At 47.6% G+C, this 12,628-nt stretch carries 14 protein-coding genes and 1 riboswitch (1 of these 15 only partly in view); of the genes, 4 read left to right on the top strand and 10 right to left on the bottom strand.

Going from position 1 to position 12,628, the window contains the following annotated elements; genetic code table 11:
* The 3 genes from ACUUHJ_RS05965 to nth all read right to left on the bottom strand — a co-directional run.
* Positions 1-1,500, bottom strand: partial view of a glycosyl hydrolase family 18 protein gene (locus tag ACUUHJ_RS05965; protein WP_472298454.1) — the 5' portion only. The gene continues 234 nt to the left of window position 1, outside the view; 1,500 of the gene's 1,734 nt are visible here — the first part of the coding sequence; its start codon is at positions 1,498-1,500; its stop codon lies beyond the left edge, outside the window.
* Between the two features lie 272 nt (positions 1,501-1,772).
* Positions 1,773-2,207, bottom strand: coding sequence for a peroxide-responsive transcriptional repressor PerR (perR, locus tag ACUUHJ_RS05960; protein WP_012684796.1), 435 nt, complete (start codon positions 2,205-2,207; stop codon positions 1,773-1,775).
* A 155-nt stretch (positions 2,208-2,362) separates the two neighbouring features.
* On the bottom strand, positions 2,363-3,046 hold the full coding sequence (nth, locus tag ACUUHJ_RS05955) for an endonuclease III (RefSeq protein WP_472298453.1): 684 nt from the start codon (positions 3,044-3,046) through the stop codon (positions 2,363-2,365).
* Positions 3,047-3,164: 118 nt separating this feature from the next.
* Here nth and ACUUHJ_RS05950 point away from each other — a divergent pair, with 118 nt between their 5' ends.
* Positions 3,165-4,076: a complex I NDUFA9 subunit family protein gene (locus ACUUHJ_RS05950; protein ID WP_289676428.1), complete on the top strand. Its 912-nt coding sequence runs from the start codon at positions 3,165-3,167 to the stop codon at positions 4,074-4,076.
* A 39-nt stretch (positions 4,077-4,115) separates the two neighbouring features.
* Here the strand turns inward: ACUUHJ_RS05950 and ACUUHJ_RS05945 are convergent, their stop codons facing one another.
* The 4 genes from ACUUHJ_RS05945 to bcp are packed head-to-tail and all read right to left on the bottom strand — an operon-like array spanning position 4,116 to position 7,019.
* Positions 4,116-4,664 (bottom strand): cob(I)yrinic acid a,c-diamide adenosyltransferase, encoded by a 549-nt coding sequence (locus ACUUHJ_RS05945; protein ID WP_472298452.1) that lies wholly within the window; start codon positions 4,662-4,664, stop codon positions 4,116-4,118.
* Positions 4,665-4,689: 25 nt separating this feature from the next.
* Entirely contained in the window at positions 4,690-5,451 is a 762-nt protein-coding gene (locus tag ACUUHJ_RS05940) for a class I SAM-dependent methyltransferase (RefSeq protein ID WP_289676426.1), read from the bottom strand.
* Positions 5,452-5,460: 9 nt separating this feature from the next.
* The gene (locus ACUUHJ_RS05935; RefSeq protein ID WP_173607259.1) at positions 5,461-6,513 is read right to left on the bottom strand and encodes a M42 family metallopeptidase; all 1,053 of its coding nucleotides are present in this window, start codon (positions 6,511-6,513) and stop codon (positions 5,461-5,463) included.
* A 35-nt stretch (positions 6,514-6,548) separates the two neighbouring features.
* The gene (gene bcp / locus ACUUHJ_RS05930; RefSeq protein ID WP_048031450.1) at positions 6,549-7,019 is read right to left on the bottom strand and encodes a thioredoxin-dependent thiol peroxidase; all 471 of its coding nucleotides are present in this window, start codon (positions 7,017-7,019) and stop codon (positions 6,549-6,551) included.
* A gap of 156 nt (positions 7,020-7,175) precedes the next feature.
* Here bcp and ACUUHJ_RS05925 point away from each other — a divergent pair, with 156 nt between their 5' ends.
* Together ACUUHJ_RS05925 and ACUUHJ_RS05920 are read left to right on the top strand one after the other, a co-directional pair.
* On the top strand, positions 7,176-7,793 hold the full coding sequence (locus tag ACUUHJ_RS05925; RefSeq protein WP_289676424.1) for a winged helix-turn-helix domain-containing protein: 618 nt from the start codon (positions 7,176-7,178) through the stop codon (positions 7,791-7,793).
* A gap of 63 nt (positions 7,794-7,856) precedes the next feature.
* Positions 7,857-8,495, top strand: a complete 639-nt coding sequence (locus tag ACUUHJ_RS05920; RefSeq protein WP_472298451.1) for an HAD family hydrolase — start codon at positions 7,857-7,859, stop codon at positions 8,493-8,495.
* 52 nt (positions 8,496-8,547) lie between these two features.
* On the opposite strand, the gene proS is transcribed toward ACUUHJ_RS05920, so the two are convergent.
* The gene (proS, locus tag ACUUHJ_RS05915; protein ID WP_472298450.1) at positions 8,548-10,014 is read right to left on the bottom strand and encodes a proline--tRNA ligase; all 1,467 of its coding nucleotides are present in this window, start codon (positions 10,012-10,014) and stop codon (positions 8,548-8,550) included.
* Positions 10,015-10,327: 313 nt separating this feature from the next.
* Positions 10,328-10,939 (bottom strand): ECF transporter S component, encoded by a 612-nt coding sequence (locus tag ACUUHJ_RS05910; RefSeq protein WP_289676420.1) that lies wholly within the window; start codon positions 10,937-10,939, stop codon positions 10,328-10,330.
* A gap of 233 nt (positions 10,940-11,172) precedes the next feature.
* Positions 11,173-11,328, bottom strand: a riboswitch (FMN riboswitch).
* Between the two features lie 225 nt (positions 11,329-11,553).
* Here ACUUHJ_RS05910 and ACUUHJ_RS05905 point away from each other — a divergent pair.
* Positions 11,554-11,649, top strand: coding sequence for a putative holin-like toxin (locus ACUUHJ_RS05905; RefSeq protein ID WP_289676419.1), 96 nt, complete (start codon positions 11,554-11,556; stop codon positions 11,647-11,649).
* Positions 11,650-11,828: 179 nt separating this feature from the next.
* On the opposite strand, the gene ACUUHJ_RS05900 is transcribed toward ACUUHJ_RS05905, so the two are convergent.
* Positions 11,829-12,626, bottom strand: coding sequence for an ABC transporter permease (locus tag ACUUHJ_RS05900; protein ID WP_436406349.1), 798 nt, complete (start codon positions 12,624-12,626; stop codon positions 11,829-11,831).
* Positions 12,627-12,628: the final 2 nt, after the last annotated feature.

The following is a 12,628-nucleotide window of genomic DNA, read 5'->3' as shown; positions in this document are numbered from 1 at the left end:
TTCCTGCGCTTTCGTCATGGAATAAGCTTTGGAACTCACCTTCACGGTTCCATCGGCCTGCTTCGCTTCCGTCCATAAGCGTGTGTAAAACGGCACACCCAGCAACAGTTTTTCGTTAGGGACTTCTTCCAGCACTCCTTGCAAGCCCCGCTCCACCCATGGCAATGATGCGACGGAACCAGCTTTTGGACTCGCTGCCCAATGCTCATCATACGTCATCACTGCAACATAATCGACGACTTCGGCCAACGCTTTCCGATCCAGGAACATGGACCATTGCTTCGCGTTTGACTTGATCGTCACATCTATGGTAAGGGTCAGTCCTTGCTGATGGAGATACGGCGTCAGTTCGCGAACAAACTGCACGAGTTCTTCTTTCTCTTCTAAATACACGTTTTCAAAATCGATGTTGATGCCATCGAGATCGTATAGATGAGCGTAGTACAGAAGCTGGGCAATTAATTGATCTCGCTTGTCATAGCTACTGAGAACGGACTTGGTCCAATCTGGATTAAACCCGTTTGTAACAAGCCCCCAAACCTTGTAGCCTCTCTTATGGGCCCATTTGACGTACGCAGAATCGGCTCTGTTCAATAGTTTTCCTTCTGCATCCTTCATTTCAAACCAAGTAGGTGAAACTACATTTACTCCTGGTAATGCACCAATTTTTGAAACATCCGGATTTTTACTGACGACGTGCTCCCATACGAGGTTGATCTTTCCCTCAGGCTTCCAAGCAGTGTGTTGTTGTCCGGTAGTAGTCGTGTGCTCCAGCTGGACTTTGCGCACATCTGTCATTCCAATACTTTTCTCTGAAATGAATCCACCTACTCCCGAAGCCGTCAAAACGTGATACCAGTTTTCCTTTTTGCCAAGAACGTCGACAACCTCACCCGCAGACAGCTCTGCTACAATCGGAGTTCGGTGAGAAGCACCGGTACGGACTGCTTGTTTTTCCTCCGCTGCGATTACTTTCGCTTGCTGAATTTCATAGCCCTCTTTTTCGACGACCAGGACACCCGTATCTGCTTTTCGCTCAAAGGAATACGGATACAGCTTTTCCAAAGGATCTAAGGGGACATAGCGTGTGCCGTCGACCTCTTTCACCGGCACGAGTAAATCCACAGGTTTTTTGTTCAGATAAGCGACAACTTCTCCGCTCTCCATCCGAAGCACCTTATCCTTCGTCGTGACGATAACGGAACGTGTAGGTTCATCCCAAAAAATCGCTGGATCAATGTTTTCTTTAATGAAATCAAAGGGCAACAATATTTGCTCTGATTCCAATAAATACGTAGACTCTTTCCGCGAGCCTTCGTATACAATCACATTTTTATCACCATCATACGGCTGCACATGCTCAGTTGAGGCACGGAGTACAAAAAACCAGTAAATGCTACCAAAGATAGCCAACAAGAAAAAGCTTAATAAAAACAGCCTGCCAAAAGCCCTTCTTTTTCTTCGTCTTGGTCGCAGAGCTCTACCTGACCCCCTGCTCATAATCTCCACCTGCTTCCCGGTACATAAGCCTGTCTTCTGACTTGGGCTGTATGATTTGACTCATTATTTCGATCATAGCGTTGGTTCAATACATTCACAACCTTTTGTATTCTGGTAATTCACGGACAAGCTTCTACCAAAAAGAAGACGTACGAGAAGCCAAAAGGTTACAGATATCGACAGAAAGGGTTATGTCCTCCAAAAACAAACACCCCCTGCATCACCGGAATTATCCGATTCAAGCAGGAGGTGCTCATCCATCAAATACATTCTTAGTGGGGATTCTTTTGACAGGAATCACAAACGCCATAAACTTCCATACGATGTCCGGTTACTTTGAAGCCGATGTCCTTGGAAGCAGCTACTTCTGCATCCCGCAAATACGGAAAGTGGAAGTCACTGATTGCCCCACAGGTGGTACAGATCGCGTGATAATGATCTTCTTCCACATTGGCATCGAATCGGCTGGACGCATCCCCGTAAGTGAGCTCTGTAACCAATCCAGCATCTTTAAAGACTCGTAGATTGTTGTAAATCGTTGCAACGCTCATATTCGGGAATTTGCCTTCAAGGGCTTTATATATTTCGTCAGCCGTCGGGTGAGTCATCGTTTCCAGCAAATAGGTCAAAATTGCATGGCGCTGTGGTGTCATGCGAACCCCGGTATTCTTCAGGATTTCAACAGCTTTCTCCACACGTTGTACCATCTTGTTACACCCCACAGTCTTTCGCAAAGACAAAAGAACAAGCTTCTCTAATGTCATTGATTAGAATTACTATAAATAAGTGTACGTCTAGTCGGCGAAAACTGTCAATATCCATTCATTCGATTTGAACAGAAAGAAGTGGAAAATCCAGTTTTTTACTTTGCTTTTGCAGGCTTTTTGGTTGCAGGTTTTTTGGCTTTTTTGGCTTCAGCCTGTGCAAACTTACACATGGATTGAAGTGTACAGCTACCGCACTGTGGATTGCGCGACGAACATACACGTCTGCCGTGCCAGATTAGCCAATGATGCGCATCCGTCCACTTCTCTTTCGGAATGCGCTTCATGAGCTGACGCCCCACTTCGTCCACATTGTCGCTATTCGCAAGGCCTAACCGGTTTCCTACGCGGAATACGTGCGTATCCACCGCGATCGCAGGAATCCCGAATGCATTGGACAAAACGACATTTGCAGTCTTTCTCCCTACTCCCGGCAATGCTTCGAGCTCGGCATGCGTTTGTGGAACTTCGCTATCATATTTTTCGTACAAGATTCTACAGGTCTCTAAAATGTTTTTACTCTTATTCTTATACAACCCGAGCCCTTTTATATGCTCTTCCATTTCTGCCTGTGTCAAATGAAGGTAATGCTCCGGCTGGTTTAGTTGCTGGAACATGGGTGCGGTAATCTCATTCACCCGTTTATCTGTACATTGGGCCGAAAGAATGGTCGCAATGAGAAGTTCAAACGGGGTTGTATAATTCAATTCACAGTGCGCATCCGGATAAAGCTGCTGCAAATTATCCAAAATGTCGGTCACAGGTACTTTGCGTTGTGCCATAAATATATCCCCCTTTTCCCTACATTATACCGCCTTGGTCAACACAGCGATCGATAGCACCGCAGACTGCAACTGTTGTACAATGAATCTGGAAGTATTTAACGGGAGGAGGTTTTCCATGAAAGTATTCCTGACTGGTGCCACAGGTTTTGTTGGACGGGGTATACTCGAGCGCTTGCAGGCAGAAGGATATGAGACGGTTTGCCTCACCAGAGCTGGTTCAACAGGTAAGCTTCCCTTTACCGAAACCGCAAATCCACATGTTACGGAAGCAACTGGCGATCTATTTGATAAAGAATCATTGATAAGAGCAATGCAAGGCTGCGATGCTATCATCCACCTCGTTGGAATTATTCGCGAACAACCGGGGAAAGGCATTAGCTTTTCTCGTATCCATGTAGAAGGTACAAAAAATGTACTGGACGCCGCCAAGCAAGCTGGAATTAAGCGCATTGTCCATATGAGTGCTCTTGGTGCACGTGAAAACGCCACGAGCGCCTATCACCGAACCAAATACGAAGCAGAGCAGCTTGTGCAAACAAGCGGTATTCCATACGTCATTTTCCGTCCATCTGTTATTTTTGGGCCTGGAGATGAATTCGTGAACATGCTCGCCGATCTGGTGCGGTTACCTGTCACACCAGTCATTGGTGATGGCTCCTATCCTTTGCAGCCAGTCGCTCGCAAGACGGTGGCGGATGTATTCGTCCAAGCCTTGAGCAGACCGGAATCAACCAATCAAACCTACGAAACAGGTGGACCCGAACGGCTTTCCTACGGACAAATTCTCGATACGATTGGCGAGGCCATTGGAAAGCGAAAGGTCAATAAAATCCACATCCCTCTCGCTCTCATGAAGCCTGTAGTAAATATGTTGGAGAGATTTCCATTTTTCCCGATTACCAACACGCAGCTCACTATGCTGCTAGAAGGAAACGCATGTAAGGATGGAAAGCTTCTCTACGAGACTTTTCACACAGAGAAAATCGATTTTCTGCCGGGAATCACCACTTACCTGCGTACCAAATAAAAAGCGGAAGCCCCCTGCTTGATCCCAGGGGGCTTTTGCCTATTCATGCAGTGTTTTTTCTACTGCACTTGTCTCTTTATTAATATGACGAGCCACAATGAACAGATAGTCGGACAGTCGGTTGAGGTATTTGACCACGGACGGGTTTACCTGATCCTGCTGTGCCACATGAACAGCTTTGCGCTCTGCACGTCGGACGACCGTCCGCGAAACATGGAAGGCAGCCGCAGCTGGATGTCCGCCAGGCAAAATAAAATTGGTGAGCGGCGGCAACTTAGCATCTAGCATGTCAATTTGCTCTTCCAGAAAAGTAACGTCCTCTTCTGCAATCGGCCAACCGACCTTCTTGCCTTCTGGCGTCGCAAGCTCAGCTCCTACATGGAACAGCTTTGTCTGAATGACATGGAACACATCCTGCAATTCCTTCCATTCTTCTGTCGCAGGCAACAGAGCCAGTGCCAAACCAATCTGCGAGTTGGCTTCATCGCAAGTACCGTAGGCCTCTACACGGTCCGCAAACTTAGGCACGCGGACACCTGCAACCAGTGACGTCTCACCTTTATCCCCTGACTTTGTATAAATCTTCATTCCATATCCCCTCCACAGGTTCCGTTTACAAAGCCTCTGCGACCAGAATCAATTCTGAGCTATTTGCATCAAAAGGAGTCTTTGCAAAAGAACCGTATCGTTGTGTGACCTTCAAGCCGTTTAAACGAAGCAGATGATGGAGCTCCGCGGGGAAAATGTAGCGGAGGGTAAATCGGCCCCTCACCCGTTCCGTCACAACTCCCTGTGCATCCGTACGCTCGTATATGCGTGTCACTTCGGACAGTTGCTGAAAGTGGTCATAGCGGGTGTAATCCCACATCGCAACCTCTTCTCCTGACGGGAGTGGATAGGTACCACGCAAGGACATTTTTTCATTTTCCTCGTAAAAATGATGGATCTTGGGTACAAACACGTTCATGATGAACTTCCCGCCTGGAGCCAGATGCTTGCGAATGCACGTCAATGCCTTCATTTGCTCTTGAACATGCAAAAGGTGCAAAAATGACCGAAAAGGAATCATAATCAGTGAAAATGACTCCTGCAGATCAAAGGCGCGCATATCCCCTTGAAGTAGCTTCAAGCGGGATGTCACACCTTGTTCCTCTGCTTTTACCTGAGCCCTTGCCAGCATATCCTGGGATAGGTCAATTCCGGTAACGTCGATGCCCGCCTGCGCCATCGGAATGCTGATTCTTCCGGTGCCGCAAGCGAGATCCAGTACTTTTCCGCCTGCCAGCTTGGCTTGATCCAGATAGAACTCAACATCACCCGCAACACCACGTTGGGTGAGATCATAGTAGTCAGCCCATTGATACATATTGCTCATCTGGTCCTCCTATGCTTGCATTTCTTTCGATTGAAGGTAGGCCATCACGAGCTTTGCCGTGTTGTCGAGCGCTTCTTTATGTGTACGTTCATGGGAGTGGGAAGCATCTACTCCCGGTCCAATCAAGCCATGGACAACGTCATATCCGGCTCTCAGGGCAGCACTTGCGTCAGAACCATAGTAAGGATAAATATCCACTTGATAGTTAAGACCGTTCGCTTGTGCGAGCTTGGTCAGATGGCTGCGCAATCCGTAGTGGTAAGGTCCTGTGGAATCCTTCGCACAAATGGACACGCAATACTCATCTGTCGTCTGACCGTCCCCAATCGCTCCCATGTCAACAGCCAGGTACTCCACCACGTTGTCAGGGATGCTGGAGTTGCCACCGTAGCCGATCTCTTCATTATTGCTGATAAAAAAGTGCGTGGTGTAAGGCAGCTTCAAGCCGGATTCACTCAGTTCTTTGAGAACCCCCAGCAGCACAGCTACGCTTGCTTTGTCGTCGATGTGGCGGGACTTGATAAAGCCGCTATCCGTTACAGTCACTCGTGGATCAAAGGAGACGAAATCTCCGACGGAAATCCCAAGCGCAAGGACTTGCTCTTTGTTTGTAACCTTTTCATCCAGTCGAACTTCCATGTTCGCCTCATTGCGCTCTGCTTTCCCCGCTTCTGAGCTGTATACATGCACGGAAGCTTTGGTGGACAAAATGGTACCGGTTACAAGACGGCCGCTGCTAGTCTCTACAACGCAGTGCTCTCCTTCAATCGCATTGAATGCAAAGCCACCGATCAAGGTCAGCTTCAAGCGCCCGTTGCTCTTTATTTCCTTTACCATCGCACCCAGCGTATCGACGTGAGCGGTCAAGAGTCTTGCCTTTTCGTTATTGGCCCCCGCTACTGTTGCAACAATTGCCCCTTTGTTTGTCCGTTTATAAGAAACGCCAAGCTTTTCTAACTCTTGTGCAACCCAAGCCATTACTTTTTCCGTATTGCCGGATGGACTTGGGATGTTCGCCAATTGGCAAAAGCTTTGTACAACATATTCCGTGGATACACTCATTTGTATTCCTCCATTCGCTCATTGCGAAATAAACGTTAGGATTGAAGCTCTTCCTTAATAAATTGAAGCACTTCCTGCACATGTCCTTTGACCTTTACTTTTGGCCATACCTTTGCGATGTTGCCTTCTTTGTCGATGACGAACGTGGTGCGTTCTATACCCATGTACTCTCGTCCGTACATTTTCTTCAACACCCACACACCATAAGCCTCAGCCACTTGGTGATCCGGATCGGCCAAAAGTGGAAAAGGTAATTCGTGCTTCGCGATAAATTTATCATGCGATTTCACAGAATCCGGACTGATTCCGAGAACAACTGTATTCAGCTCTGCAAAGCCCGAATGGAAGTCACGGAAATCACATGCTTCTGTGGTACATGTCGGCGTTTGGTCCTTCGGATAAAAATAGAGTACTACATTTTGACCATGAAATTGGGAAAGTGAGAGGGTCTGATTGTCGCTCGCCTGCAAAGTAAATGCAGGTGCAGCTTGTCCTACTGCCGTCAAACTTTTCCCTCCTCTCGATAATATCCTGTTTTTGCTGGTCCCATTTTACCACAATCTAGTAGTGACTTCATCCGCATACAAGTTGCGCTTTGATCCAGAAAAGGATAGAATAAAAAAAAATAAAATTTGGCCTAGTCAGTTGGATGGTGAATTCGCATGAAAGAGTTTTTTGAAGTAACAGATCCAGAAGCGCTAAAATCGCTTGCTATAGCGGAACGGGTTAAAATTTTGGAACTCTTTGAAGATTTGGAGCCCAGAACGGCCAAACAAATCGCTACAGAACTAGGCGAAAATGCTGCACGGCTACATTACCATGTAAAGGAGCTCGTGCGTGTTGGACTGCTCGAGCAAGTGGATACCCGGGTAAAAGGCTCCATTGTGGAGAAATATTATGAGCCTGTTGCCAAGGTCATTCAGGTCAAGCTCCAATTGATGATCGAAGAAAACGCTCAACAATTAAGTGATGTCATGTTTACTCCGTTTCGTACTACGGAAAAGGACCTCATGCGAACTCTCAATCGCTTCGTCGCAAGCGACCAAGATGTTAGGAAAGAGTATAAAAATACGTTCGCTTATAATTTGACTGAATTTTATTTGAGTCAAGATGAACGTAATCAATTTGTGGAAGACATCTCTGAGCTGTTGCAAAAGTACAAAGGGTTCAAAAAGGAATCTGGCCGTCGAAAATTCAAGTTTTTCGACACCCTGTTCCCATTGACTCCAGCTGACCCAACAGATGATTCAGATGATCCTTTTGATGATTCGGATGAGTAAGTCACCAAGAAAACCATCAGATACGATGGTTTTCTTTTATTTTCTAATCAAAGGAGGACTCCCATGCGGACAATCTTGTTTGATTTCGACGGCACAGTTGCCGATACTCTCCCCTTGATCTTCACCGCTTTTCGCTCTACCTTTCAGCAGTTTTTACAAGAGCATTATACCGACGAGCAGATTGTAGCTCTCTTTGGCCCAACAGAGACAGGCATTTTGCAAAACAAGCTGCCCTCCCATGTGCATGACAACGCCCTCGCTCATTTTTATCGTGTATACACAGATGAACACTCCCGTATACAAAACCCGGAAAATATCCGAAACATGCTCGATGAACTACACACAGCCGGTATCCAAATGGGGATCGTGACAGGAAAAGGCCGCAAAAGCGCTGATATCTCCCTCCGAGAATGGGGATTAGACAAGTATTTTTCCGTCGTAATCACAGGGGATGAGGTCACCGATCCGAAGCCCCACCCAGAGGGGGTTTTTACCGCTATGCAACAACTAGGCGCAACACCGGAGGACACCATTTTCGTAGGTGACAGTGATGCCGATGTGTTGGCTGGTCGTGCCGCTGGTTTGCAAACAGTCGGTGTGGATTGGCTTTTGGTTACACAAAAGTCGGGAAAATTCGCTCCCGAGCCTGACTACCACTTTACGGATGTTCGAGCTTTTACTGATTGGATACTCGGACGCTAGATGACAAAAGGGTGTGCCCTGCCGCCAAAGCGTGGACACACCCTTTGTTTGATTAATACGCCCTACCGAACCAGACACTATGCTGTGAATCTTTGCCGCAGCAAATGCAGGCTTTCTTTTGTACAGGAGGCTCAAACGGGATGTTGCGGGAGGTGAACTTAGTTTCTTCCTTGATCTTCGATTCACAACCATCATCTCCACACCAGCCGGCTAACACCCATCCACTCGTTTTGCTTTCGCTCTCATTTTTGGCAATATGAGCGGATAGTTGCTCCAGTGTATCGATCCCCAAATGGGAGTTCTCATCCCGGAAGGCTAGTGCTTTTTGGAACATATTTTGCTGAATCTCTTCTAACAGTTGAACAACTGTTTGCGCGATACCTTCAAGTGAAACCGTCACCTTCTCCCCTGTATCACGTCGAGCCAAAATTACTTGACCATTTTCCACGTCACGCGGACCGATCTCTAGACGCAGAGGAACCCCGCGCATTTCCCATTCATTGAACTTCCAGCCTGGCGTTTCTTCGCGAAGATCAGCACGGACACGCACACCCGCGGCCTTGATCTCGTCAAAGAGTGGATCAAACGCCTCCATGACTTTCTCGCGCAGCTTCATCGGACCGACTGGGATCATAATCACTTGTGTCGGAGCCATGCGAGGTGGCAACACGAGACCGCGGTCATCGCCATGCACCATGATCATCGAACCAATCAGTCGCGTAGAGGTTCCCCATGATGTGGTGTGAACGTACTTGAACTGATTGTCACGATCCAAAAACTTGATTTCAAAGCCGCGCGCAAATTTATCGCCCAAATAGTGCGAGGTACCCGCTTGCACTGCTTTGCCATCCTTCATCATCGCTTCAATGGAATACGTGTCGACAGCACCAGCAAAGCGTTCACTTGGTGTTTTTTGTCCCTTCCAAACCGGAATGGCCAGCTCCTGCTCGACGACCTCTCGGTAAATCTCTAGCATTTGCATCGTTTCCTGACGAGCTTCCTCCTCTGTCGCATGTGCCGTGTGGCCTTCCTGCCAAAGAAATTCTGATGTCCGCAAGAACGGCATCGTCCGCTTCTCCCAGCGAAACACGTTTGCCCACTGATTGATTAATACAGGCAGGTCGCGATAGCTCTGAATCCATTGGCTATACATATGTCCGATGATCGTCTCGGAGGTTGGACGTAGCGCGAGCTTTTCCTCTAGCGGCTCGCCCCCAGCCTCTGTTACCCAAGGCAGCTCGGGATTAAAGCCCTCGATATGCTCTTTTTCTTTTTGAAAGAAAGACTCGGGGATCAGCATCGGGAAATAGGCATTGCGATGCCCTGTCTCCTTGAAGCGCTTATTCATCGCCTCTTGAATTCGCTCCCATAGCTCGAAGCCATCCGGCTTGAACACGATGCAGCCGCGTACCGGTGTGTAGTCCATCAAATCCGCCTTTTTGATGGCATCAATGTACCAACGCGAAAAATCCTCCGATTGCGGTGTAATTTCTTTTACAAACGCTTTGTCCTCTTTCATCCGTCTACGCTCCTTTTTGTTCTTACGTAAAATGCAAAAAATCCCCCATCCCAAAAAGGGACGGAGGATTAACTTCCGCGGTACCACCCTGATTGACTACAGCATACGCCATAGCCCTCTCAATAACCCGATAACGGTGGGCATCCGGCTCAGTTCTTCACTAGCGGCTTCAGGATGGGGTGCAGTTACCCTTTACGTATCAGCCTTCCAGACTAGGGCCGACTCTCTGTCACGTGGGTATAGCTGCGGGTCCTTTCATAGCCTTTTGTGACTTTCTATTAAGTAAACATATTAGCGAGTCACATCGTGGTTGTCAATTGTTGGTTCGCGCAGCGATTCTGGAGCCGAGCTTCACGTAGATCGGATATGCAACCACTGAAATCATAACACCTTTGAAAAGATTGAATGGTACGATTCCGTACAGAACCAATGACCAGATACTTGTCGCATTGAACATGGACAAGAGCTGTTCAATCGGCATTTGATAAAGCACAGCATACGCAGGCAACAGCACATAAGCATTCGCTACAGCCATGACCAGCGTCATCAAAATCGTCCCCAGAGCCAGACCAGTCAGGAAGCCTTTTTTGCCTTGGCCAAGACGCTGCATGTAGACAGCCGCAAAAATAAAGCTTGATCCTGCTACGACGTTTGCGAGCTCACCGATCAACAGACCGTCTGTATTTTTGAAGAGCATATGCAGTGTATTTTTCAGTACCTCGATAATAACGCCGGCTACAGGTCCGTACATGAGTCCCCCGATCAATGCCGGAAGTGTACTGAAGTCGAGCTTCAAAAAGCTAGGCATCATCGGAACAGGAACCTCGAGATACTGCAGAATAAATGCAACCGCCGCCAGCATGGGAATCGTCACCAGCTTTTGGGTTGCACGTGTGCGCGAAGAATGCAGCGCTGTTTCTTTCATGTTTACCATCTCCTCATTTTTCTACTCCTTCTTGAGGAATGGCAACAGTCGTTGTAAGCTCACACGTCTTGTTACACAAACAGAATAAACCCTGTGGCTATAAGTTCCACAGGGCATTTGCAAGCGTATGACAAACCATGCGCAAATAAAAGGTACAAGAAACAAGAGGACTGGCCTCTACGTTCTCATCCCGTTTGCACAGGCAAACAAGCACGTGTGATAAACGTACTGTCGTCATCCTTCTCCCATCCAGACTGTACTGTCGGCTCTGGAATCACACCAGATCCTGCACTCCGTCGCTACCTATCAGCTCGGGAGGCTCGCGGGCTTAACATGCATAAAGCATGATCACCGCCGGTCGGGAATTTCACCCTGCCCCGAAGGAATGTGTAGTTGTATACAGCATATTATACTGCTGTTTTTTGATTTGACAATAGAGGAAACTGCCAGCTCGACACTTCTTGTTTATTTTTCCGATGTGGTTAGTGTGATTAATGAATGAAAAAAGACACTTGCTAACTAGAGAGCATTTCATGCTATCATTCGCTTGTACAATAGAATCGGCTCCTCAAGGGTGGTCGCGGCTCATCCCCATTTGAAAGGGGGTGAGGCCTGTGGTAACGAATGATACACTCGGACTGCTTTTCCAGTTTGGGTTGTTCCTGGTCGCTTTAATCGGCTTAGTTGTTACCTTGACCAAAAAGAAATAGACCGCCCTTGAGTTCGCACCTCAGCGGTCTATTTCACACCCAGATTTGAGCCGCACCCCTATGGGGGAAGCTCCTATTGTACCGACCGTTCCGGTTGCCGCCGGAACGGTCTTTTTTACTTTATGCTTGTGGATCTCGTTACATCCAATATTACCACAGCGAGGTCGAATTATAAATAATCAAGAACCTGCTCCCCGATACTTCGTAACTCCCCAGTTCCAGACTAACAGCCCGATCCCGAAAAAGATGACAGCTACTAGCGGAGTCATCGCGGCATACGTGTACCAGACTTCCTTGCGTAAAAAGTAAGCCGCTGGATAAACACCCACGAAGGCAAACGGCAGCACGTAAGTGAGCACAAAGCGAATAGCCTTGTTGTACACATCTACCGGATAGCGCCCATATTGCTGGATGTTGTAAATCATCGGGGCAATCCCTGTTCGCGAGTCGGAAAAGAAGCTAACCGCAGCAATTGCAGTATACACGCCACCGTAAATCAGTGCCCCACTGATCGAGAGCCCGATAAAGATGAACACGTCGTACCAGTAAAACGACAAATCGAGTTGAATGGCAGCATACCCCATAATGATGATTCCGGTTATGACGCCAAAAATGCGGTCAGGCGCAATCGACTCGAGGCACACCTGCGCCAGATTGTGAATCGGTCTCGTCAGGATGCGATCCATCTCACCACGGATGATATACCGTTCATTGAAGTCCCAAAAACCGAAGAACATCGAGAACAATGCGTATGGAACCAAAAAGAAACCGTAGATAAAGATAATCTCGTCACGCGTCCAATCCCCCATCAGCGGAACATGGGTGAACACAACAACAATAAAGACGAGATTGATCAACTCAGAAACCAGATTGGACACAAAATCTCCGAGAAAATCCGTTCGATAGGCAAGTCTTGTCTTGAAATACTGGCTTAGGTAGTCGGCAAAAATACTAAAAATATGTCTCATGTTTTGCATGC

Source organism: Brevibacillus schisleri, assembly GCF_055685845.1.
The sequence above is the reverse complement of the archived record's forward strand: the minus strand, read 5'-3'. Positions and strand labels throughout refer to the sequence as shown.

Coding starts and splice junctions, on each gene's coding strand:
- perR (WP_012684796.1), bottom strand. CDS start 2,207: ATGGTACAACGTGTGGAGAAAGCTGTTGAAATCCTGAAGAATACCGGG.
- nth (WP_472298453.1), bottom strand. CDS start 3,046: ATGGCACAACGCAAAGTACCTGTGACCGACATTTTGGATAATTTGCAG.
- ACUUHJ_RS05950 (WP_289676428.1), top strand. CDS start 3,165: ATGAAAGTATTCCTGACTGGTGCCACAGGTTTTGTTGGACGGGGTATA.
- ACUUHJ_RS05945 (WP_472298452.1), bottom strand. CDS start 4,664: ATGAAGATTTATACAAAGTCAGGGGATAAAGGTGAGACGTCACTGGTT.
- ACUUHJ_RS05940 (WP_289676426.1), bottom strand. CDS start 5,451: ATGAGCAATATGTATCAATGGGCTGACTACTATGATCTCACCCAACGT.
- ACUUHJ_RS05935 (WP_173607259.1), bottom strand. CDS start 6,513: ATGAGTGTATCCACGGAATATGTTGTACAAAGCTTTTGCCAATTGGCG.
- ACUUHJ_RS05925 (WP_289676424.1), top strand. CDS start 7,176: ATGAAAGAGTTTTTTGAAGTAACAGATCCAGAAGCGCTAAAATCGCTT.
- ACUUHJ_RS05920 (WP_472298451.1), top strand. CDS start 7,857: ATGCGGACAATCTTGTTTGATTTCGACGGCACAGTTGCCGATACTCTC.
- proS (WP_472298450.1), bottom strand. CDS start 10,014: ATGAAAGAGGACAAAGCGTTTGTAAAAGAAATTACACCGCAATCGGAG.
- ACUUHJ_RS05910 (WP_289676420.1), bottom strand. CDS start 10,939: ATGAAAGAAACAGCGCTGCATTCTTCGCGCACACGTGCAACCCAAAAG.
- ACUUHJ_RS05900 (WP_436406349.1), bottom strand. CDS start 12,626: ATGCAAAACATGAGACATATTTTTAGTATTTTTGCCGACTACCTAAGC.